The organism is Bacillus sp. AFS055030, assembly GCF_002574545.1.
In the GTDB taxonomy this organism is placed as follows: Bacteria; Bacillota; Bacilli; order Bacillales; family Bacillaceae_G; genus Gottfriedia.
In genome coordinates this window covers 34,398-59,795 of sequence record NZ_NUGT01000031.1, presented here as the reverse complement: position 1 = coordinate 59,795, position 25,398 = coordinate 34,398, and the positions used below count along the sequence as shown (strand labels likewise).

Genomic DNA, 25,398 nt, shown 5'->3' with positions numbered 1-25,398 from the left:
TTATTTTGTATTAACATCTTTAGGCATAAATGTAAGATGATATGGTTATTTACGAGATAATTCAAACTGATTCTTAATACTCTGCGTTAATAGAAATTCTGTATTCTGCCATTTGGGATACAGTTGCATCATTTTCTGTTTCGCCTCATCTTCCGAGTCAGATGTTTGAACTGCATTCAATAAATCATCCATGTATTTTTTATCGATTTCAAAAATTGATATATCCGTCGTTTCGCCATGTCCAGGATAGACCGTCGGTTTGAGTGGTCCGTATTTTTCCATGAGTAATGCTAACTGTTCCTGCCAGTTTTTGATATGCTCTCGCTCAACACCAACACCTAGCCAAATGTGAACTTTATTGTAAGTAAGATCTGAACTGAAGAACGCATTTAGGTCACGAGAATAAAGAGTAGTCACATGGGCACTCTCTGTTGGAGGATAATCTACATTAACTTCAAGTACGCTACCTCCAGGAAGGACTATTTCATTTGTTTCTAAAACTTCAAGTCGCTTATTATAATCAAATCCATCTGGATATTTTTCGGATTTTGGTTTCATGTGCACTTCATTATCAAGCCAATTAACAGAATCCATCCATTCCGTAAAATTAATGATATCATCTTTTACTTCCTGGGAAGCAACGACAATTTTAAGATCAGGAAATTCCTGCAACATAGCCCCCATTCCGAGATAATGATCCGGATGACCGTGTGTAATTAGCATTGTCTTTGGAATAGAACCCTTTGACAGTGCAAGTGCTGCGACTTTTCGTGCCTCCATGCTGTTTCGTGTACAGTCTATAATAAATGTTCCTTTTTTATCTGAAATAATATAGGCATTTACATTCGCTTCTTCTGCATGGTATACGTCTATAGAAACTTTTTGATCTTTCATATTCAATTCCTCTCTTGTTTCATAAATAGTAGTTATTGATTTCACTTTTCAAGTAGTATATTTCTTCACGTATGTCTATCTATGCTTAGTATAATAACGTTAATTTCAGAAACTACATATATAGCGATCAAATATAAAATTAGAAATATAAATTATGTAAGGTCTATTATACCTTTCCCAATTTGATGGGTATATACGGTACTTTTATGTGCTTATATTACTTTAAAGTTCCTATTTATTTTTGGCTAAAATTTTTTCGGTCATATTTACAATTTCATCCACATCTTTTAAGAATTGAAATCGTAATGTGTATTCGAAATGAAAATCAACTTTATTAATTATATTGATAAAATAGCTAACTACTAGGGGACAATTTATTCATCGTTATATTTATGTAAACAAAAAGGACCCATTGAGAAAGCTTTTTCGTAAATATACACTATTAAGCGAACTTTGAATACGATGGGTATATATGGAAGTTAATACTCGATGCTGAAAAGAGGTAGATTATGGATTATTTATCGGGCATACCAATAGAACAAAGTGAGACAAGGACGTCTGAAAGTGTTAGTGAAATGAAACTTCATCAGATGAATGAAAATCCGACGGTTCATGCAGATCGATCGATTGATGAGTTTGAAAATATGTTGCGAAATAATATCATTTTAAGTGCAAGAGCTATGTTTCAAAGAAAAATTAACTTTGCAGTATTTGCAAGATCGCGCTGTAATCCAATGTATTGGCATTTAATGAGAACAGGCGGATTCTTATTACGAAGAGGTGTAAAGCCTTCTGACGCGATTAGAGATATTTACTTTAATAGTTCTCTTTATGCGTTTGAATGTGCTACGGCAATGGTCATTATTTATTACCACGCAATTTTAAACCTGATTGGTGAAAACTTATTTAATCAACTATTTCCAAACATTTATTTATACGGCTGGCATGCAGATCCTGACTTAGGAATAGGTGCGCAGTATTCTAACCAAATTTTACCTGGAGATATTGTATATTTTAATAATCCAGAATTTAACCCACTAACCCCTGAGTGGAGAGGAGAAAATGCCGTTGTTTTAGGAGATGGAACGTTTTTTGGACATGGATTAGGAATAATGACAGCTCAACAAATGATTTATACTCTAAATAAAATGAGATGGCCAGGAGCATATCGGTCTGCTTTCCTATCTAATTCAGTTACAAGACCAAATTTTAATCATTTGGCTGCACTATCAAACTGGCAACGAGATCAATCAATTAAAAAAGATCGGAATATAGTTTTTCATCATAACGAAAGTTCGATTTCATTTGATTATTATAAGTATTTATTAAGTTACTTTACGTGATCTGAAATGGGTTTAACAAACGATAAAACATAAACCAAAGTGAGGTATTAGCTAAAGCCTATTATTTGCCTAAACCTCACTTTTCTTTATTTCCATTAATAGCGTACATTCTTTATATTTTTTATAGTGTTTTTTAAAATTCGTCAAAAAGGTATTAAATTCCTTAAGAAAAAAGTATTGAAAACGCATACACAAATGTGTACAATTTGATTAATAGAAACGTTTCTATAAACGTGTGCACTAATTTTTTTATAAAGTGAAACGTTTCGAAAGGATAACAAATCATTTTATTAGGAGGTAGAAGAATGAGCAAGTTAATGAAAGTTGCAATGGCTACAACCCTAGTTTTTACTTTAGCTGCATGTGGGAAAGAAAAATCATCAGGTACTGCAGAAAATAAAGAAAAGATTGTTATTAAATATGCCAATTGGAATAATGGTCCAGAAAATGAAAAAAATCTGGAGAGAATGATGATTAGTGCATACGAAAAAAAGCATAAGAATGTTGATATTCAAGTTGAAGTGTTAGATGGTGATTGGAATCAGGCACTAGGTACATTGGCAAGTGCAGGAAAATTACCGGATGTATTCATGCAAAATAATATTCCAACAGGATTAGCAAATAACTGGTTATTAGATGTTACTAAGTATACAAATAATGATGAGGAATTTTCTAAGATTTCTGATACAGTAAAAAATGCTTCAATGGTCGAAGGAAAAGTATTCGGAATACCATTTGCTCAATTTTTTATGGGTTACTTTGTAAATAAAAATATACTTGATAGCTTAAACTTAGATATTCCAAAAAGCGGTTATTCAATCGATCAATTTTTAACATTAGCAAAAAAAGCTACGAATCTTGATAATAAAACAGTCGGTATTGAAAGTACTCAAGGTTTAGTAGAATGGTATCCCGGTGCGGCAAATCCAAAATTAGGATGGTATACATATGCAGATGGTTCATTTCATTTAGACTCAAAGGAAATGATTGATGGAATGAATAAAATGAAAGAGCTGGCATCTAATGGGTATGCATACTCACAATTAACAAAAGAACAGCAAGAAGGACTGAGCGGTGAAGATGCAGGACTAGCATTTGAATCAGGACAAATTGCACTTTATTATAGTAGCACATTCAATATTCCGAATTTTACGAAAAAGTTAAACTTTGATTGGGATTTTATAGGGATTCCTGGTGGAAGGGCAGCAATCGTTAATGACTATTTAGGAATTTCTAAAAATACAAAGCATCCAAAAGAAGCATATGATTTCGCTAAATTTATGTCATTTGGAAAAGAAGGATTCAAAGAGCGCATGAATTTGAGTGTGAAAAATGGATTAGATTTAACTACATTGCCAATTTCAACAGACAAAGAATTACTAGATAAGTATTGGGAAATTTATAGCATTGCTGGCATTCAAAATACTTACGATCATTTAAATAATGCTTTAATCGATCCAATGAAAACTTTACCTGGATATATTCCAGCACGTTGGGAAGCAAAAATCGGTGTGAAAATCGGGGATAAAGATGATCCGAATGTGTGGGACTTATTTAATTTTGCATCTCAAGGGGTAATACAATACCAAGATTATGCAAAACAACTAAATGAATTAGCAAATAAAAGCCATAAAGAAGCTGTAGATGTCATTACAAAGGCTATTAATTAAATTGTCAAATAGAAAAGCTACTAATCTATACTTCTACTAGAAAAGACTAAAAAATTTACTAAAAAATCGAAACGTTTCCCTAAAAGGCATTTCAGCCTTTTTAGCGTTTTTTATGAGGTGATCAGATGGTTGATATAAAAAATAAGCAAATCCAAATTGATGGAAAACCCGTCATTATTACTTGTGGTGAAATACATTATTATCGTTTGGAAAAAGAAGAATGGCAGGACAGGATTGATAAATTAAAGGAATCCGGTTGTAATGCAGTAGCATCATACGTACCTTGGATTTGTCACGAGCCTATCGAGGGAGAATTTGATGTTGATGGAAGGACTCGACCTGAGTTGAATATCGGGGAGTTCATTGATTTATGTGAAGAAAATGATCTTTATTTCTTAGTTCGTCCAGGGCCATTTATAATGGCTGAAATGAAAAATGAAGGGATTCCTTTTTGGGTATACAAAAAATATCCAGAGATTGTTCCGATTGGCTGGGATCATAATCTGGCAGAGACAAAAACGTTAGATTATTTAGCTCCAAACTTCCTTCATGCAACTAAAAAATGGTATGAAGTGATTATGAAAGTTATTAAACCTAGATTACAGACAAATGGCGGAAATATTATTGGTGTCCAACTAGATAATGAGATTGGTATGTTGTCATGGGTATCAAATACACCAGATTTAACAGAAAATGTAATAGAAGATTTTGTCAAATGGTTAAAAGAAAAATACGATGTAAACACTTTAAATAATCGTTATCCATTTAACCTCGAAGATTACGAAAATAGAATTGACTTTATTCGTTCACCGAGGGAAGAATACACGAGTGAACTACATTTTGATTTAGGCTACTATATGAGAAATCGTTTTGCTAGATATGTTCAAGAGTTAAGAAGATATTGCGAAGAATTTGGAGTAAAGGATATTCCATTTGTTATTAATATACATGGTACAGGTGGAGGACGTGGATTTACTTATCCAATTGGTATAAGTCAATTATATGAAAGTTATACGCAAGACAAAGGATATATTTCAGGTTCTGATATTTATTTCGGCAATTTAAATATGGATAGTTTTCAAGATTTATATTTAATTAATGGCTTTATGGATGCCGTTCATAATGAAGATCAACCACTAACTTCTGTTGAATTTGCTTGTGGTGACGCAAACTACGGTGAGACATTTGGAGGACGCTTAGACGTTTCAGCTGTAGATTTTAAACATAGAATGTGTATTGCACAAGGGAATCGATTAATTAACTATTATTTAATGACTGGCGGTAGAAATTATCGATTAGATCAAAAAGTTAATGATGGAAACGATCGAGTAGCATTTACGGGTGAAAGGCATGGATTTGCTGCCCCAATTAGTCCTGAGGGTGAATTAAACTATACATACCCACGAATGGCAAGAGGAATCAAGACCGTCATGGCAGTTGAAGAAAAGATAGCAACTATGAATGAAGAACTAGATAATGTATCTTTTGCTTTCATTCCTGATTATTATATGACTGAATCTCGATATCCAAAAAGTGAAAAGATGAAAGAAATCTATTCAAATATTGAAATGAATCGTTCATATGGAGCATGGGAAATTATGGGAAGAGCTATGTTATTAGCTGGATATCGTTTTAGTTCAATTGATATTCAAAATAAACAATTAGATCCAGAAAAGAATAATGTCATTGTTCTTCCTTCAGCAAAATATTTACACAAACAGATCCAACAAAAATTGGCAGAGTTTGTCAATGCAGGAGGTTCATTACTTGTTTATGGTCAACTACCTTTGTATGATATCGAAGGCAATGAGTGTACAATTTTAATTGATGCTCTAGGACTAAAGTATACAGGTGATCTAGTTGAAGATCGATATCATTATCTATCAATTTATCCAACTAATTGGGCATACCCAAGACCAGAAGTTCGTTCAAACAGGGCTCAAACTTTTAAACTCACAAAAGGTGAACCGGTGTTTCATGTGTACGGATCAGATGAAGTCTGTGGTTTTGACATAAATGTTGGTAAAGGTAGAGTAATAGCATTTACAATGTCGTATCGCTGTGACATCGATTTATTTAAGACTGCACTAGAAAAACTTGGAGCGTCACCTAAGCTTACACACGATTTTATCCATCATGGGATATTTATGACATCTACGATTAATGAAGAAAACGAACGGTTTATTCACATTTTAAATTTAGATGATTTTGATAAACAATTCCATGTAAATGATAATGGTACCCAGTTATTCGAAGGTCGAAAATTTACTCTTAATAGTAAAGATGGGGTGATGCTACCAATTAATGTAAACATAAATGGAATTCTAATTGAATATGCGACAGCAGAAATTCAACGAATCGAGGATCATTCAATTGAATTTCGTTTAACTCAAGCGGAAGATATTATCAAACTTTATACGAAAAAAGAAATTTTACCAAGTGATGACTATAAAATCGAAAAACAAGGTGAATCAATATTAGTTAAGTCTACTAAACACGGCAAGGTAGACGATCAATTAAAAATACATTTTAAGTAGTAGGTTAATGAAACAGGACTTCATTAGAATTTCCTGTTTCTTCTATTATATATAGAAACTGTAAATTAGAACGTAAAGAGAAATAGTTTGGCGGATGAATCAAGCAAGATGAGGATAAGTAATTATCATTATTAATCTATTAAAAGTTGGAGTTGATTTCCTAAATGATACAAATAAAAGATGAAAAAGTCATTATTAATGGAAAAGAAGTCATTTTATTTGGTGGAGAATTGCATTATTTTCGACTACCACAAAGCGAATGGAAGAATCGAATTAAACAAATTAAGGCTGCTGGAGCAAATATGGTTAGTACATATATTCCTTGGCAGTTTCATGAAAGAATTGAGGGAGAAATTGATTTAATTGGAAAAACAAGGCCTGAAAAAGATTTGAAAACTTTTCTTCAAATGATTAAAGATGAAGATATGTTTTGTCTAGTTCGACCAGGACCATACGTAATGGCAGAAATTGTTGATCACGGTGTACCAACGTGGTTTATTGATCACTATGACGAAGCATTAGCAAAAAATGAAAAAGGGGAAAGTCATCCGGTACGCTTAGTTAGTTATTTACACCCGATTTATTTAGAGAAAACAGAAAACTGGTACAATCATGTATGTGAAATCATTGCCCCATATCAAGTTAAAAATGGTGGTCCTGTGATCATGTTCCAGCTTGATAATGAAGTAGGTATGTTTCACTGGGTAACAAATCAAGGTGACTTTAATGATGTGACCTTAAACTATTTTAAAGAGTATTTGAAACAAAAATATAGTCTCGAAGAATTCCAAAACATATTTACTGATGAAATATCAAGTATAGAAGAATTTGTTCAAAAAAAGATGAAAAAGGTTGAAGAACAGTACTCGTTTGCTCTACAAAATGAATATAGCTTATTTATGCGTGAGCATTATCGTACATATATAGAAACATTAAAAGAATATGCTGTAAAAAATCACATAATGGTTCCATTCGTTGTAAATATACATGGATTTGATACAGTTGGTGGGATTTTAAAAAGAGGAATGAAATATCCAATTGGCATTTCACAATTAATTGAAACGACAAAAATAGAAGATGTTATTATTGCTGGAGATTATTATATAGGGAATCTCGAATACGATAATTATACGGATATTATCGTAGCAAATGCATTTACTAGATCAGTTCAGTCGAAAGATCAACCTTTATTTTCAGCGGAGTTTCAAGGTGGTTGTATTACAGAAAAACCAAGATTACAACCTTCAGCGTTTGATTTAATTACTAGATTAAGTTTTGCAAACGGTATGAATGCAGTAAATTATTACATGTTTGTCAGTGGTGAAAATTACGAAGACATTGGATTATTTGGAAAAAGACATGAATGGCAGGCACCTCTTTCAGCTATGGGGAAAGAGAGAGCTCACTATAAGACAATCCAACATTTAGGCAAGATGTTCCAAGTATATAATGATGAACTATTAAAAACAAAACCTGAATATAATACCTATCTAGCATTTTATCCAGATTATTTTATGACAGAATTTCATAATCAGTACACAGAAGGAATGATAAAAGAAATAGAGCAATGGAGAGAAGCGTTTTTATTTAATGGAATAGCAAAAAGCCTTACGATAAACAATATAGCTTATGACGGCTATAATCTACTAGAAAATGAAGAGATTGATGTCAAAGAAATCTCATCTTTATGGGTGTTCTCAACAAAGTGGATGGATGCTAAAATCCAACAAAAACTAGTAAACTATATTAAAAATGGTGGGAAACTGATCATTTTCCCTATATTACCGACTGAAACAATGAAATGTACACCATGTACGATATTGAAAGATTTTATTGAAGTAGAACAAAAGGAAATTAAACATGGTTTTGCTATTGTTGAAAATATGGAAAACATTGCAGCTATGATGCAAACATTTAATCATGCTGAGGGTGCGTTTGTGTGGACTGAAGATGATGATAAAGATGTTGTTGCATTTGAAAAAAATATTGGTGACGGTAAAGTAGTTGTCATTGGTTTAGGGATGGAAATACAATTCGATTATCAGTTAGAAGCGATCAAAAAAATAACAAATAAACTCGAGATTTATAGTGATTTTGTTTTTGATGAAAATATTGAAGCAATTGATGCTTTTGCTCGTATTTCACAAAAAGATTCAAAATTCATATTCATACATAATTTCGATGAATATGAAAAGGAAACAACTATTTCATACAAAGGTAAGAAGCTATTAAATGGTAAAAAGATTACGATTCCCCGTAAAGGCGGACTAATTCTTCCGATTCAAGTAAAATTAACGGAAGGTATTTTTATTGAGTATGGCACTGGTGAAATCTTTGAAGTTGAACATGAAAAAAATGAAATAAATGTAAGTGTGAAAATTATGCAAGAAGAAGAATTTTTATTTAAATCGACAAAATGGATACCGCAAGAAAATAATACTATTAAAGTAGAGCAAATTGATTTAGATCAATACATCGTAAAAATAAACACTCGAGAAAAAGTAGCAGAAATAAAATTTCTTAATCATATTTAAACTAAACAACCACTTGAGCTGTAAGTCTCGAGTGGTTGTTTAGTTTTATTTATTATATAAATGTTAAAAATTCGACAAACTTATCAAATAATTTACTAAATATTTAAAAATGGAATTGAAAGCGATTACTGTATTATGTATAATTAGTTTATAGAAACGTTTCGATAACCCCTGATTATACAATTAGATTTAGGAGGAATTAGAAAATGAAAAAAATTCTGAAAATTGCCGCCGCAGCATCAGTCGCATTAACGATGGCTGCTTGTAACAAAGAATCTACTTCAACTACCGCTGATAAAAAAATCGTCATTAATTATGCTAACTGGAATCTTGGCACAGAGTCTGAAAAAAATTTAGAACGTTTAATGATTCAAGCATACGAAAAAACACACAAAAACATCGATATCAAAATAGATGAAAGTATTACGAACGATGATTGGAAAGGATCATTATCAACAGCTGCTAGTGCTGGGAAATTACCAGATGTGTTTATGTTAACTGATATTCCATCAGGATTAACGAATGATTGGTTACTTGATCTTTCAGACTTAGTTAACGAAGATAAAGACTTCACTAGTTTACCAGAATCTGTTAAAGAGTCAACGAAAAATAGTGACAAAACTTATGCAATCCCATTTGCTCAACATTTTATGGGATACTACGTAAACAAAGATATTTTTAATAATGCAAACATTGATGCACCTGAACATGGAGTTACTTTACCCGATTTTATTAAAGGTATAAAAGATACAACGGATTTAGGTAAAGGGATTCTAGGAATTAATTCAACGACGGATTTTGTTGATTGGTATTCAGGAGCGAAAAATGAAAATGTAAATTGGTTTACATATGGAAGCGGTAAATATCACTTAGATACACCTGAAATGTTTGAAGGTGTAAAAACAGCAAAAGACCTTGGAACAAATGGATACGCATATGAAGGTTTAGATAAGGAACAAAAAGATAAATTAAGTGGCGATGACATAGGAGCTGCATTTAAAGCAGGACAAATTGCATATTTCTGGAGTGGCACTTGGATGAATAGTGATTTTGCAAAAAATATAGATTTTGATTGGGATTTTATTGGAATCCCAGGCGGAAGAACGGCAATGGCACTTGACTACTTAGGTGTTGCAAAAAGTACAAAATATAAAAAAGAAGCATATGACTTTGCCAAGTTTATGTCATTTGGTAAAGATGGCTTCCTAAAAAGAATGGATCTAAGTACGAATAGTGGTATTGAAATTAATACCTTACCAATTTCTACCGATTCGGAAGTGTTAGCAAAATATTGGGATATTGTTGGTGTACCAGGTATTCAAAAAGCATATGAGAATTTAGATAAAGCAATGATTGATCCATTTAAAATCGTACCGGGTTATGCCGCGTCACGATGGGAAGCAACTACAGGAATTAAAATTGGTGAAAATGATAATGCAAAAGTAGCTGATTTATTACACGATAGCATATATGGATCAGTTAATTATCAAGACTATGCAAAGCAATTAAATGATTTAGCTCAACAACAATACGAAAATGCAGTTAATGCAATGAAAAAATAATTGCGTAATAGCTTGGAAGGATCGATGGCATTGGTATCTAAACTAAGTAAATGGTTATCAATTGTTTTATTAGTTAGTAGTATCAATATTTTAAGTGTCTCAGGTGTTCGTGCAGAAGGAACTAAAATGACAAATTCTGCTACTGATCTGAAAACAAGTGAACAGACTTTAGTAGAAAAACAATTTCATCAAGTCCTAAAAGAGTGGGAGAAACAAGTTAAAAACAGCACTTCATTTGAAAGTGCTGTTTCTCCTAATTTATTTAAAAATGTAGATAAAAAAGAATACGTATCTGCAAATAATAGTAAGGACTATAATGAAAGCGTTATAAACTTTTCTAATAATAAATCAATTGATATCGAAGTAAATATTCCTGAAGATGCACTATATGAAATAGGGTTCGATTATTATGGTTTAAGTAAAGAAATTTTAAACCCAGAACTATCTATTAAAATAAACGGACAATTTCAGTTTTATGAGAGTCGTAGAATAGTAGCACCAATTAATTGGAAAGATAAAAGTAAAAAATTCGAAAAAAATAACTATGGAAATGAACTGATCCCAGAACAAATTCAAATTAAGGAATGGAATCATGCACTCGCTCAAGACCCAAGTAATTTACAACCAGAACCATTACGATTTCATTTGAAAAAGGGAAAAAATATAATTACATTAACAAATACAAGTGGAAATATGCTATTAGGGAAAGTTTATGTGAAATCACCAAAAAAGTTATTTTCATATAAAGAGTATAAAGAAAAATATTTTAACCAAAAAGTGCAATCTGATTTAATCACAATCGAAGCAGAACGCCCGTTTATTAAGAATACTTCAAGAATCCGACCAACTTCAATTAAAAGCCCTGATGTCATCCCATATAAGAGTAACGAATTATTACTAAATACTTTATATGGTGGAGAATCAGCAGGAGAAAGTGTTACTTGGAAAGTAAACGTGAAAAATGCGGGAAATTATGTTCTTTCTTTCAAAATGTTACAAAATGATAAATCTGGTTCTCCTGTGTTTAGAAGCGTGCTAATAGATGGCAAAGTACCATTTAAAGAAGTAGAACATTACAAGTTTGATTTTTCAGAAAAGTGGCACAACGAAACGTTGTCAGACGAAAAAGACAATCCGTATTACTTTTATTTAAATAAGGGTGAACATGAGATTACTTTAGTTGCTGATGCATCACCAGTTGAACCAATTATTCATAATTTAAAAGAAATAATGGATGAAATAAATGATTTAAGTTTATCTATAAAAAAATTGACAGGTAACTCGACTGATCGAAATCGTGATTGGAAAATTACCGAATACTTGCCTGATATAAAGGAACAATTAACTTCTTGGACTGAAAAATTAGTCGAAAATAAAAACAAATTGCGTAAAATTTACGGAAATGACACCGATGAAAAATCATTAGAAGAGGTTGATTTAACATTAATTATTTCAAAATTAAATAAACTAAAAAATGATCCTGATAAAATTCCAAAGCGGTTAACAGATCTTTCAGATGGGTCAAACTCAGCGGCACAAATATTAGGGAATATTCAAAGTTCGCTCCAAACACAACCATTATTGATTGATCGAATTTATGTGCATGGTAATTCTAAGCTTCCTAAAGCTACTACAGGATTTGTAAATAAGATAACAAGCCAAGTAAAAGAATTCTATTATTCTTTTACAAATAAAACATATGACACAACTTCAGTAGACAAAGATACGGTTGAGGTTTGGGTAAATCGAAATCAACAATATGTCGAATTGATGCAGAATATGGCAGATAGTACTTTTACGAAAGAAACAGGGATCAAAGTAAAGTTTTCCGTCATGCCGAACGAGCAAAAATTAATTCTTGCCAATGCGGGGAATCAACAACCAGACGTTGCCTTAGGAATTAGCGTTGGCACACCATATGAACTAGCAATGCGTGGAGCTGCAGCTGATATTAGTAAATTCAAGGATTTTAAAGAATATATTCAAAAATTCTCTCCAGGTGCATTTATGCCAATGATGCTTAATAACAAAGTATATGCATTACCAGAAACTCAGGATTTTTACGTTCTGTTTTATCGCAAGGATCTATTAAATAAACTACATATTCCGATTCCAAATACTTGGACTGATGTGAAAGAAATGCTACCAGAACTACAAAGATATGGGTTGAATTTCTTCGTTCCATTATCGGGCACCTCTGCTAATAAAGCATTCATGTTTACTGCACCTTTTATTTATCAACACGGTGGAGATCTTTATTCAAAAGATAGCATGAGTACAGCAATTGATTCAGAGGAATCAATAGAAGGTATGAAATTGATGACGGATTTATACACAATGTATAGCTTACCATTACAGGTCCCAAATTTTTATAATTCATTCCGATATGGATCGATACCAATTGGAATATCTAATTTTGAGACTTATATAAAATTAACATCAGCAGCACCAGAAATCGCTGGTTCTTGGGATATTGCCTTATATCCAGGTGTAGAGCAAAAAGATGGATCAGTATCAAGGTGGGCGACTGGTTCAGCGCAATCTGCGATGATGTTCGAAAAAAGTAAAAAACAAGAGCAATCTTGGAAACTATTAAAATGGTGGATGTCTACTAAGACTCAAACCGATTTTGCAACGAACCTCCAAACGATTTATGGAACAGAATATATGTGGAATTCTGCCAATTTGGAAGCTTTTAAAAATTCTCCTCTTCCAGAAGATCATAAAAAGGTCATTCTAGAGCAGTGGAAATATTTAATGGAAGTTCCAAAAACACCAGGTGCGTATATGATTGAACGTGAAATTAGTAATACTTGGAATAAAGTTGTGTTTAATGGTGCAAATCTACGTGCTTCCATCGATGATTCAACTATAATTGTGGATCGAGAAATTAGGAGAAAAATGGAGGAGTTTGGTTATATGAATGATGGTAAAGTTGTCAAACCATATATTCTTCCAAGATTAGAAACAGTCAAAAAATGGGTAGGTACCAATAATGAATAAGAAAAAAAATGATTATAATGCGTGGGTCTTTCTTGGCCCTTATATTCTACTATTTTTAATTTTTATTATAGTGCCCGTTTTAATCGCAATTGGTTTATCGTTTACTTATTTTAACTCGATTGAATTTCCTAAGTTTATTGGATTAAAGAATTATGTAAATTTATTAACGCAAGACGCAGTTTTTATGCAAAATGTTGTGCCAAATACACTAAAGTTTTCACTACTGGTTGGCCCAGGGGGATATATTTTATCGTTTATAATGGCCTGGATGCTAGCCCAAATTCCACATAAACCAAGAACAGTTTTGGCTTTAATTCTATATTCACCATCAATGACAGCTGGAGTTGCTATGACCGTTTTGTGGACAGTCATTTTTAGTGGAGATGCATCAGGATATTTAAATGGTTTATTACTCAACTTAAATTTAATTACCGAACCAATACAATGGTTACAATCTCCAGAATACTTAATGACAATCATGGTTATTGTAACGTTATGGACAAGTATGGGTGTAGGATTTTTAGCAATGTTATCAGGTATATTGAATATTAATCCAGAAATTTATGAGGCTGGATATATTGATGGGATCAAAAATCGTTTCCAAGAAATAATCTACATTACGATCCCATCTATGAAACCTCAAATGCTATTTGGTGCTGTAATGGCAGTAGTAAATACATTTCAGGCGGGGGCTATTGGTGTGGCACTTTCAGGAACAAATCCTACACCTCAAAACGCAGGTCAATTAATGGTCAATCATATTGATGATTATGGATTTATTCGATATGAAATGGGTTATGCAGCAGCAATTTCTGTCGTTTTATTATTAGTAGTTTACTTGTTTTCAAAAGTAGCAAGAAAACTATTTGAGGAGAAAGATTAAATAAACTTCATAGATAAGGAGGGATAAGATGGCTTCTTTTCAAGGGACACAAATTAACCCTAAAAAGTTTCATAAAAGTCAATTAAAGTTCTATCTCATTTTAATTCCAATGGCAATTTTTATGGGATCTCCCATTGTTTACATATTTAATCATGCCTTTAAACCAATTGATGAATTATTTGCATTCCCACCACGATTTTTTGTACAAAAGCCTACAATACAAAACTTCCTTAATTTATTTGAGAGTGGAAATGTAGGTGGTACGCCAATTACAAGATATTTATTTAATAGTATTGTAATAACAATTGTCGTTGTCGTTTTAATCATCTTAATTAGTACGATGGCAGGATATGCTTTGTCAAAGAAACAATTCAAGTTAAAAAATACAATATTTGAGGTCAATACACTTGCTTTAATGTTTGTACCTGCAGCCGTTGCGATTCCTCGATATATCATTATCGAAAAATTACACTTAATTAATACTTTTACGGTTCATATTCTACCTTTACTAGCGCTTCCTGTAGGATTGTTTCTTGTTAAGCAATTTATTGATCAAATTCCAAATGAATTGCTTGAAGCAGCTAGAATGGATGGAGCATCTGATTTTCAAATATTTTTCAGAATCATTATTCCAAATATTAAGCCTGCAATTGCCACTGTTGGAATATTAGCTTTTCAAGTAGTGTGGAATAACATTGAAACGTCAGATTTATATGTTAACAATGAAGGAATTAAAACATTTGCTTTTTATATGAGCACATTGACTACTGGTAGTGGGAATACAGTTGCCGGAACTGGGTTAACAGCAGCAGCTTCATTAATTATGTTTATTCCGAACTTAATTATCTTTATATTTATGCAAAAGCAAGTAATGGATACGATGGCTCATTCAGGTATTAAGTAAATGCTAGGAGCGAGATAGTAAATGACTAAAAACAAAAATCATTTTAAATTACTATTAATTATGATATTGATGATCATGATCTTTCCAGCAAATACTTATGCAGCGGATGCCTATAAAACATATACTCTCTCAATTGATGGAGAAGAAATTAAGACACAAACTGCGTATGAGGCTGTTGGAATCCTTTCGAATGATCAAATGATAAAACCCGAGAATGTATTTATTGATCAAACTAACAATATCTATGTTGCCGATTCAGGAAGTAAAGAGATTATTATATTCGACCAATTTGGAAAATTCATTAAAACAATTGGGAAAGGTATTTTAGAGAAGCCTGTCGGAATTTCAGTTGACAAGGATCAAAAACTTTTTGTAGCTGATGTAGCAAAAGAAACAGTATATTGTTTTTCTTTAGATGGAAAATTACTTGCTGAGTATGGGAAACCTAATTCTCCTTTATTTGGAAAAGGACAGCCTTTTAAACCTCTTAAACTATCTGTGGATGGAAGAGGCAATATGTATATTATCGGTGAAGGAGCTGCCAACGGGATTATTCAGCTTAATAAAGATGGAGAGTTTCTTGGATATTTTGGAGCAAATAGAGCGTCCACATCCTTGTTCCAAACGTTTAAAAATTACGTGATGTCCAAAACAGGGCAAAGAAAAGGTTTTATGAATGTACCAATTGCTTCTACTGGTATCGATATTGATCAGAGGGGAATTGTATATACGGTTACAAATGGATTAGAAAGTGAAGCAATTAAAAAGCTAAATGTAGCAGGTACTAATATGCTTCAGGATGGTGTCTATTCATCTAATTCTGCAATCGATATCGTTGTAGGAAACCAAGGGAATTTTTACGTGTTAAGTTCTAATGGCTATGTATATGAATACGATAGCACTGGAAATTTGTTATTTAAATTTGGTAGCAAAGAATCAAATGCTCAGCGACAAGGGATTTTTAAACAACCATCAAGTATTGGCGTTGATAAAAAAGGGAATCTATATATTGCAGATGCTGAACAAGGGATCATTCATATTTTTGAACCAACCGAATTTACAAATAAATTACATGAAGGTTTAGCATATTTTGAAGAAGGGTTATATGTAAAAAGTCAAAAGTACTGGCAAGAAGTTCTACAATTAAATTGTTCATTTTCCTTAGCACATATAGCTATGGGACAAGCTTATTATAAACAACAAGAATATAATCATTCACTAAATGAATTTGAATTAGCTAACAATCGAGAAGGATATTCACAGTCATTTTGGGAAATTCGCCATAATCTATTGGAGAAACATACTGGAAAGGCCCTATCTTTTATCATTTTAGTCATTTTCATTTATTACTTAGTTCGGTATATAAATCGAAAAAAAGATTATTTTCACGGAATAAGGGAAAAAGTTAATCGATTTAAAAATATTAAACTAGTAAGTGAGTTATTACTTATATTTAAACTATTTAGACATCCGATCGACACATTTTATGAGATTAAAAAATTAAAGAAAGCATCTTTCTTATCTGCGACTATTTTTTATGTACTATTTTTCATCGAGTATTTGCTTTCACTAAACTTTACTGGATTCATTTTTAACTCGGAACTACTAGAGCGGTTTAGTTTATTTTTAATCATTTCGATCTTTTTTGGAGCATTGGGGCTATTTGTCATTATGAACTATTTAATTAGTACAATTAATGATGGTGAAGGTAGTTTCAAAAATGTTTATATCGGAACAATTTATTCATTAGCTCCATACTTAGTATTTAGTGTTCCAGTAACACTTTTATCAAGAGTTATTACAATAAATGAATCGTTTCTTTTTACGTTTTCAACTCAGTTAATGGTTGGATGGTCTCTACTAATCTTGTTTATTATGATCAAGGAAATTCATAATTTTACAATTGGTGAGACGATAAAAAATATATTACTAACTTTATTTAGTTGTGTCATCACAGTTGTTGTATTATTTGTTCTTTATATTTTGTTAAATCAAGTAATTGATTTTGTTTATTCTGTAATCCAGGAGGTAATGGTTCGTGTATAAGAAAATTATACTGTCTAGTTCATTGTTATTATTATCAATACAACCAAATGTATATGCTGAAAAAAATAATGATCTTATTACATCGGTCAACAAAAATACGCAAAAGTATGCCTCCAATCAGTTTACACAAATGGAAGTACATAAAAATAAAATTAAAAGTCAAAATTCTTCTTTAGCTGGTTTTGAAAAAATAGCAGAAAACAAAAAACTAGAGTTATATGTTAATAGTGAATCTCTAGCAATTAAAGTTAAGAATAAATCCAACGGGTACATTTGGAGCTCAACAGTAGATCACATGGAAAAATATAAGTTAAATAGTACATGGGAACAATTCGTGGAATCAGCAATTACAATTGAATATTTAAATATACAAGGGAAATTAAGAAAAGAAAGTATTACAACACATTCTGCCAAAATAAATCTTAAAAAGAAAGCTAACGGATTTGATGCAAATATAACGTTTGGACAAGCAAAAATAAAAATGAAACTTTCAGTCGAGCTAGCCAAAGATGAGGTCATTGTTAGTATACCTGAAGCAAGTATTATCGAGATGGGTAAAGTCAAACTTGTATCGGCAAATGTATATCCTTTTTTCGGAGCCTCAAAAGAGAATGAAATTCCAGGTTATTTATTTATACCAGATGGTTCTGGAGCGTTAATACGATATGAAAAAAATGGTGTGAAGATGGAGTCTCCTTATAGTGCTACAGTGTATGGAGAGGATAAGGGCATCTCTTTTGCAACCCAATCAGAAGACACGAATGAAAGTTATAGAGCAAGCATACCTGTATTTGGTGTTGTTCATGGAGAACATCAAAATGCTCTATTAGGAATCATTGAAGATGGAGATAATTATGCGAGAATTGATGCATATAAAGCTGGATTATCTACAGAGTTTAATTGGGTGACATCCAACTTCACCTATCGTTATGCTTATAAGCAACCAACAAGCAAAAATCAAAAAAGCGGAAAAGCATTGGATTTATTTCAGAAAAAACGGAACAATTTTGATATTAAATTGCATTATAGAATACTAGAAAATGATCATGCGAACTATGTGGGAATGGCCAAAAGCTACCAATCCTATCTTGTAAATAATGGAGTTTTGAAGAAAAAAACAAATGACTCTCCGATGCTGCGCTTAGAATTTTTAGGTGGAGAAAAAAAGGAAGGATTATTTTGGGATTCAGTCGTATCAATGACTCCAATCAGTAATCTTCCAAAATATGCAAATGAATTGGTTAGAAATGGTGTAGATGATTTCTTTATCGTCTATAAAGGATGGAATAAAAATGGACTAACTGGAACTTTTCCGAAAAAATTTCCATTTGAACGAAAGTTAGGTAGTAAAGGCGAAGTAAATGAAACTGTAAAAGAGCTAAAGAAAAAGGATGTACCATTATACTTTTATACAGATTATGTAAAGGCATATGAAGGGTCTTCAAGTCTCTTTGGTGGTGGGAATATAGCTAAACAAGTAAATACAAAAGCAATTTTGGATGAAGAGAATGGATACAACTACTATTATTTACATCCTGAAAAAGCAATTAGCTATGCAAAGAAAGATAAAAAGGAATACAAGAAATATTCAATGGAAAATCTAGCTGTGGACTCAAATGGAAGCGAGCTATATTCTGCATTTAATGATCGCCATACAGCATCAAGAGAAGAAAGTAAACAATCGCATAACAAAGTTCTAAGCATACTAAATAGCGGGGATGTTGATAAAACGGCACTATATCAACCAAATGTATATGCTTGGGGAATGACAGATAAATATTTGGATATTCCAATGGGCTCATCTAATTATTTGTATGTTTCAGATACTGTACCATTCCTTCAAATCGTATTGAAAGGATATGTTGATTACTATGCGCCATTTTCCAATTTTTGGTCAAATCAAAAGGAAGAGCTCTTAAGATTAATAGATTATGGAGCTTATCCATCTTTCTACTTAACTGGAAATAATTCGTATTTACTTTCTGAAACGCCTTCTAGAGATCTTTATACTTCTGAATATAAAGCTTGGAAAAGTGAAATCGTTAATCAGTATGGTGTTATTCAAAAAAGTTTGAAGTTAGTAAAAAACGAATCAATCATGAGTAGAGAAGTTCTAAGCGAAGGTGTTGTAAAAGTAACTTATTCAAATAATTCGAGTTTTATAATTAACTATACAAATATGCCTTTTAAATCAGGTAGCCTTACAGTTGCAGCAAAAGACTTTGCTGTGATGAAAGGAGAAACTAGCAATGAATAACATTTTTACAAGATTAGTAAACAGTAAAAAGACGGTAGGGTACATTTTTATTTTGCCTTGGGTGATTGGATTTGCAGTTTTTACAGCATATCCGATCTTGTACTCACTCTATTTAAGTTTTTTTAATGTCATTATTACAACTAACGGTATAAAAACAAAATTTGCAAAGTGGGCAAATTACCAGGATGCATTTACGACCGATGTAGAGTTCTTAAAAGAAATAGGAGACTTTGCAGGGCATGTAGTAGTCTCAGTTCCGATCATTGTTATTATTGCATTAATAATTGCAATACTTTTAAATCAACCGATTAAATTTCGTGGATTCTTTCGGACGATTTTTTTCTTGCCTGTCATTATTAGTAGTGGACCTGTTTTAAATAAGTTAACAGAGCAAGGAGTAACTGCAATACCTGAAATAAAACAGTATGTATTTTATAAATTAGCTGCTGAAAATCCTGGTTTTTTTAGTAATTTATTTTTATACATTATGGATAATATGGTGTTATTACTTTGGTTTACTGGCGTACAAATTTTAATTTTTATTGCAGCTCTTCAAAAAGTTGATAATCAAATTTACGAGGCTGCAAAAATTGATGGTGCTTCTACATGGGAGATTTTTTGGAAAATTACTTTACCAACCTTATTCCCTATGATTTTAGTAAACATTATTTATACGACAGTTATGTACTCAATTTCCACAATGAATCCAATTATAGAACATATTAAAAAAAATATGTTTAAAATTGAAACTGGATTTGGCTACGCTTCTGCACTTTCTTGGATATATTTTGTGATCATCACCATTATTCTATTAATTATGGTTTGGTTGGTTGTTTTCTTAGAAAGAAAAAAATAATATAGGGGGGATAACAGTGAATCAAGGAATTAAAAAGGATATTTCTACAAAAATAAGAAGAATCTTATTTGGTATGAAGGGTAATGATGGATTACTTATAAAGATCCTAATGTATGCATTATTGATCGGAATCGGTTTTGTATTCTTATACCCTATATTATATATGTTATCTTATAGCTTTAAAGATATAAACGATCTACTAAATTCTCTTGTAAATTGGATTCCAACAAAGCTTTATACAGACAATTATAAACGAGCATTTGATGTACTAGATTATTGGCCAATATTACTTCAAACCATTTACGTAACTGTATTACCGTCAATTTTACAAGCATTTGTTGCTTCAATCATTGGCTATGGATTTGCAAGATTTCAATTTAAAGGTAAAAACATTCTATTTATTTTAGTGCTAGCAACCTTTGTCATTCCGCCGCAGGTTACTGTTATTCCAAGATATATTTTGTTTAATAAAATTCATATTTTGGATAGCATCACAGCCTATGTACTGCCAGCAATATTTGGTCAGGGTTTAAATAGTGCGATTTTCATTTTAATTTTTTATCAAATCTTTCGATCGATTCCAAAATCACTGGAAGAAGCTGCACAACTTGATGGAGCAGGCCATTTTAAAATTTTCTTTAAAATTGCTATTCCAATGGCATCTGCTGGATATATTATTTCGTTTTTATTTTCACTTGTATGGTATTGGAACGAAACTTACTTAGCATCAATCTATTTTGGCGAAAAATTATCAACCCTACCGCTTCAATTACAAAAGTTCGTAGCAACTTATAGTAAATTATTTCCTGCACAAGGCGGTGCTAGTGGGACAAGTATTAATGAAGGAATTGAACTAGCGGGAACTTTACTAACAATCATTCCGTTACTAGTTATTTACTTCATTACGCAAAGATGGTTTGTTGAAAGTGTCGATCGTTCAGGTATTACTGGCGAATAATATAAAAGATATCTATTAAATGCTTTTTAATAAAATTTAAGAATAAGAGGTGTAGTTAATGGATAAGAGAATTTTAGATTTAGAAGCTAAAGGTTGTTTTGATTTTTTCTGGAATGAAGCAAACGCAGATAAAAATAGTCCAGGATATGGTTTAATACGTGATAATACAGCAGGATCAAATAAAAATATGGCGAGTATTGCCTCAGTGGGATTTGGCTTGAGTGCCATCATTATCGGGATTGAAAGAAAATGGATTACATACGAAGAAGGATATGAAAGAACGTTAGGTACATTAAACACCTTTTTAAATAATGCAGAAGAATCAGAAGGCTTTTTCTATCATTTCCTTCATATGGAAACAGCAAAAAAATTTGAAGCATTTTATGATTGTGCATCAATTATAGATACATCTCTATTTCTAAATGGTGCTGTAACATCTGCAGAATATTTCGGTGGTGAAATTAAAGAAGTTTTTGAAAAAATCTTTCAACGTGTGAATTGGCAAAAGTATTATGATGAAAAAAATAATATGTATTTTATGGGGTATCATCCTGAAACAGGTGGATTTGGTCACTGGGATATGTATGCAGAGCAGTTGATGCAGTACATTTTTGGCGTTGCATCTCCTACTCACCCGGTTCCAAAGGAAATTTACAATGGATTTAGAAGAGATTTAGTAAAATATGATGAGTATGAATTTTATCATTCACCAGGAGGGGCGCTGTTTACTCACCAATATTCACATGCATGGTTTAATTTTATGAATATTGTGGATGAAGACGGAATTAATTGGCATGAAAACTCCGTGAAAGCTTCATTAGCAGCAAAGAAGTATTGTAATGATAATGCACAGGGCTTTAAAACTTTTGCAGAAAGTGAACACGCATGGGGGTTAACTGCATGCGATGGACCACACGGTTATAAAGCATATGGAGCTGGACCGTTTCATCCAAATTGTGATCAGTTTATAAATGATGGTACGATTGCACCCGCGGCAGCAGCTGGGTCGATTGTCTTTACACCAAAAGAATCAATTGAAGCATTAAATTATTTCTATGAAAAAGTACCTGAATTATGGAGCAAGTATGGTTTTCTAGATTCATATAATCGAGATGTTTCATCAAACTGGGTGTCAGATCGAGTAATTGGAATTGATAAAGGTGCTACATTGCTTATGATTGAAAACTTTGAAACTGGATTAATTTGGGATTTATACATGAAAAACGATTATGTAAAAAAAGGTGCAGAACTTTTAGGCTGGAAACGTAAAGACTTAATACCTTCTTAAACTTTTTTTTAAAAGTGGGCACTTGAAGTTGAAATACTTCAGTGCTCACTTTTATTAAATAATTCTTCTTAGGTACAAAGGTATAAAAAAATGTAGGAAAATAATCCTTAATTTTGATAAAATTAATATTGGTATTATGAATCATCTAAATTTAATCTAAACGTAAAAAAAGAAAAGATAAAAAAAATGGCTTTTTGGTATACATAGAATGGAGGAAAAAGGGATGGCGGGAATAAAAGATATTGCCAAAGAAGCTGGAGTTTCCATTTCAACAGTGTCATATGCATTGAATGGCAGCCCAAAAGTAACGGAAGAAACTCGAAGCAGAATTATGAAGATTGCTAATAGATTAGGTTATGTTCCTAATGCTGCTGCTAGAATGTTAAAGGTTAAAGAAACAAAAATTATTGGGGTATTTTTAGCTGATTACGGCGGGTATTTTTACGGACCACTGTTAAGAGGAATGAGACAAGCTTTAAACGACAAGGGGTATGAATTAATTGCTTGTTCTGGCGTGCAATCCCATCGCCTTTTACTAGAAAAAGTAATTGATGGTGGAATAATTTTAGATCAGGCTTTTTCAGATGAAGAACTTTTAGATTACGCTAAAAAAAATTATAAAATGGTAGTGATGGATCGAGAATTACAGCACAACAATATTAAAGGAGTTCTTTTAGATAATAATCACGGAGCTAAATTAGCGATTAAAGAGCTTCTTACGAATGATGTGAAAAAAGTATATGTCGTAACTGGGCCAGATGGATCATACGATTCAAGAAAACGTATAGAGGGTGTTCGAGAAGAATTAACAAATTATCCTGATGTTGAGTTAATTGAGATCATTGGAAATTTCATGAAAGATTCAGGCGAATTAGCAGCACAACAAATCTTTTCTAACTATAATGAACCAAGTGCTATTTTTTGTTTAAATGATGAAATGGCAATAGGGATCTATAACTATCTACAAGATACTCAATATAAAATTGGTAAAGATGTTTTTATTGTAGGTTTTGATAATATTGAATTATCAAAATATGTTTCTCCAAGATTAAGTACAGTATCTTATTCTACATTTGATTGGGGTTCATTAGCGGCTAAAAATTTATTGAAACTTATATCGAATGAATTTGTTGAGAATGAGAAAATAGAAGTTTCATTAACTGTTGGTGGCTCTTCTTAAATAGAAAGTTCGATCAGTAACTTAAGTTTTTCTAAAAGAGACTTAAACTTTTATTAAATGAGAGGTTTAAGTTTCTTTTTTTTTGTCTGATGATGAAAATTTCACATACCGTAATAAACGAAACAAAAGGAAAAAATAGTTTTTAATAGTAAATCTTTAGACTTAAACGGCTTTTACTAAAATGAAAGGAAATTAAACTGAGCTTGTCGAATTATTACACTATCTAAATTTTACCAAAGGACTGAATGCTTTTGAATACATTATTGTTAACAGGTTTTGAACCTTTTTTGAACTTTTCAATTAATCCTACAGAAGAAATTGTGAAAGAGTTAAATAATCAAGAGGTTGGAGGTTTTCAAATTATCGGGGCTGTTTTACCTGTTGATTTCAGTAAGGCAGGTAATGAATTAATTAAATTGTTTCATTTGTATAACCCATCTGCGGTAATATCATTAGGATTAGCAGGTGGTAGATTTAAAATAACACCAGAACGGATCGCCATAAATTGTAATGATGGTGCAGTAGATAATAAAGGGAATAAATATGAGGGGGCTAAAATCGATCCAGAAGGCCCGGATGGACTATTTTCGACACTCCCAATTCAAAACATTGTTAATGAATTAAACAAACACAAATTTCCAGCTGAAATTTCGAATTCTGCAGGTACTTATTTGTGTAATAACGTTATGTATCAGATGCTTAATGAATTAAAAAAAATAAACAAGCAAGTTCCGAGTGGATTTATCCATATCCCTGCTTCACATGAAATGGCAGTAATTGATCAGAAGTTACCAAGTTGGTCGCAAACTGATTTGACAGATGCTATAAAACTTGCAATTAAAGTGATAAGTCTAAATGACTAGTACCCAATAGATATTTTTCCTTTTAGAACCATCCAAGTACTAACAACCGGACAACATATTGAATGTAGAAATAAGGAGAGATCAAATGGAAAGTTTACTTGAAAAATTATTTGACGCAACAAAAAAAGGTGAAAATGACATTGTAATTGAGATAATAAGTGATCAGCCAAATTTGATTCATGAAGAAAATGAGCATGGGTTAACATTACTTGGGATTGCTGCACATTATGGTCAATATGAAGTTGTAAAAACTTTAGTAAAAAATGGTGCTAAGATCAATGCACTTTCTCACTCAAAGCTTTCATTCATCCCACAAAACACAGCTCTCCATGCAGCAATTGCAGGTGCTAAGTCGATAGAAGTGATCAATTTTCTTTTAACGAATGGAGCAAATCCTAATATTAGCGATAATGAAGGTAACACTCCATTACATATTGCAGCATTTGAAGGAAATACGATTATTGCTAATTATTTGTTAAAAAACGGTGCGAAAATTAAAACAAATAACTCTAGTAAAACGCCAATTGATATAGCTGAAGAACGCGGTAATTCAGAGTTTATCAATTTTTTTAAAGAAGTAACCCTATAAATAATTCGAAGTGTTGTGATGACTGTTATGT

Annotated in this window: 17 protein-coding genes; 16 read left to right on the top strand and 1 reads right to left on the bottom strand. The window is 32.0% G+C overall.

Annotation, left to right across the window (positions count from 1 at the left end; all coding sequences use genetic code 11):
- Positions 1-45: 45 nt before the first annotated feature.
- Positions 46-894: an MBL fold metallo-hydrolase gene (locus tag CN925_RS13030; RefSeq protein ID WP_098846654.1), complete on the bottom strand. Its 849-nt coding sequence runs from the start codon at positions 892-894 to the stop codon at positions 46-48.
- Positions 895-1,403: 509 nt separating this feature from the next.
- On the opposite strand from CN925_RS13030, the gene CN925_RS13025 reads away from it, so the two are divergent.
- The 16 genes from CN925_RS13025 to CN925_RS12950 all read left to right on the top strand — a co-directional run bounded on the left by CN925_RS13025 (position 1,404) and on the right by CN925_RS12950 (position 25,367).
- On the top strand, positions 1,404-2,237 hold the full coding sequence (locus CN925_RS13025) for a protein-glutamine gamma-glutamyltransferase (RefSeq protein ID WP_098846653.1): 834 nt from the start codon (positions 1,404-1,406) through the stop codon (positions 2,235-2,237).
- A 305-nt stretch (positions 2,238-2,542) separates the two neighbouring features.
- Positions 2,543-3,907 (top strand): ABC transporter substrate-binding protein, encoded by a 1,365-nt coding sequence (locus CN925_RS13020; protein WP_098846652.1) that lies wholly within the window; start codon positions 2,543-2,545, stop codon positions 3,905-3,907.
- Between the two features lie 125 nt (positions 3,908-4,032).
- Entirely contained in the window at positions 4,033-6,444 is a 2,412-nt protein-coding gene (locus CN925_RS13015; protein WP_098846651.1) for a beta-galactosidase, read from the top strand.
- A gap of 164 nt (positions 6,445-6,608) precedes the next feature.
- Positions 6,609-8,978, top strand: coding sequence for a beta-galactosidase (locus CN925_RS13010; protein ID WP_098846650.1), 2,370 nt, complete (start codon positions 6,609-6,611; stop codon positions 8,976-8,978).
- A 206-nt stretch (positions 8,979-9,184) separates the two neighbouring features.
- The gene (locus tag CN925_RS13005) at positions 9,185-10,540 is read left to right on the top strand and encodes an ABC transporter substrate-binding protein (RefSeq protein WP_098846649.1); all 1,356 of its coding nucleotides are present in this window, start codon (positions 9,185-9,187) and stop codon (positions 10,538-10,540) included.
- A gap of 24 nt (positions 10,541-10,564) precedes the next feature.
- Positions 10,565-13,543: an extracellular solute-binding protein gene (locus CN925_RS13000; protein WP_098846648.1), complete on the top strand. Its 2,979-nt coding sequence runs from the start codon at positions 10,565-10,567 to the stop codon at positions 13,541-13,543.
- On the top strand, positions 13,536-14,426 hold the full coding sequence (locus CN925_RS12995) for a carbohydrate ABC transporter permease (RefSeq protein WP_098846647.1): 891 nt from the start codon (positions 13,536-13,538) through the stop codon (positions 14,424-14,426). Before CN925_RS13000 ends, CN925_RS12995 begins: the two co-directional genes overlap by 8 nt.
- A 28-nt stretch (positions 14,427-14,454) precedes the next feature.
- Positions 14,455-15,330, top strand: coding sequence for a carbohydrate ABC transporter permease (locus CN925_RS12990; RefSeq protein ID WP_098846646.1), 876 nt, complete (start codon positions 14,455-14,457; stop codon positions 15,328-15,330).
- A gap of 21 nt (positions 15,331-15,351) precedes the next feature.
- Positions 15,352-17,376: a YIP1 family protein gene (locus CN925_RS12985; protein WP_098846645.1), complete on the top strand. Its 2,025-nt coding sequence runs from the start codon at positions 15,352-15,354 to the stop codon at positions 17,374-17,376.
- Entirely contained in the window at positions 17,369-19,633 is a 2,265-nt protein-coding gene (locus CN925_RS12980; protein ID WP_098846644.1) for a DUF5696 domain-containing protein, read from the top strand. Before CN925_RS12985 ends, CN925_RS12980 begins: the two co-directional genes overlap by 8 nt.
- Positions 19,626-20,489 (top strand): carbohydrate ABC transporter permease, encoded by an 864-nt coding sequence (locus CN925_RS12975; protein WP_098846643.1) that lies wholly within the window; start codon positions 19,626-19,628, stop codon positions 20,487-20,489. Before CN925_RS12980 ends, CN925_RS12975 begins: the two co-directional genes overlap by 8 nt.
- A gap of 16 nt (positions 20,490-20,505) precedes the next feature.
- Entirely contained in the window at positions 20,506-21,447 is a 942-nt protein-coding gene (locus tag CN925_RS12970; RefSeq protein WP_286138342.1) for a carbohydrate ABC transporter permease, read from the top strand.
- A 58-nt stretch (positions 21,448-21,505) separates the two neighbouring features.
- Positions 21,506-22,735, top strand: a complete 1,230-nt coding sequence (locus tag CN925_RS12965; RefSeq protein WP_098846642.1) for a glucoamylase family protein — start codon at positions 21,506-21,508, stop codon at positions 22,733-22,735.
- Positions 22,736-22,958: 223 nt separating this feature from the next.
- Positions 22,959-23,915 carry a LacI family DNA-binding transcriptional regulator gene (locus tag CN925_RS12960; RefSeq protein ID WP_098846641.1) on the top strand — a complete coding sequence of 319 codons (957 nt, stop codon included), beginning with the start codon at positions 22,959-22,961 and terminating at the stop codon, positions 23,913-23,915.
- A gap of 251 nt (positions 23,916-24,166) precedes the next feature.
- On the top strand, positions 24,167-24,778 hold the full coding sequence (locus CN925_RS12955; RefSeq protein WP_098846640.1) for a pyroglutamyl-peptidase I: 612 nt from the start codon (positions 24,167-24,169) through the stop codon (positions 24,776-24,778).
- Between the two features lie 85 nt (positions 24,779-24,863).
- The gene (locus CN925_RS12950; protein ID WP_098846639.1) at positions 24,864-25,367 is read left to right on the top strand and encodes an ankyrin repeat domain-containing protein; all 504 of its coding nucleotides are present in this window, start codon (positions 24,864-24,866) and stop codon (positions 25,365-25,367) included.
- The last annotated feature ends 31 nt before the right edge of the window (positions 25,368-25,398 follow it).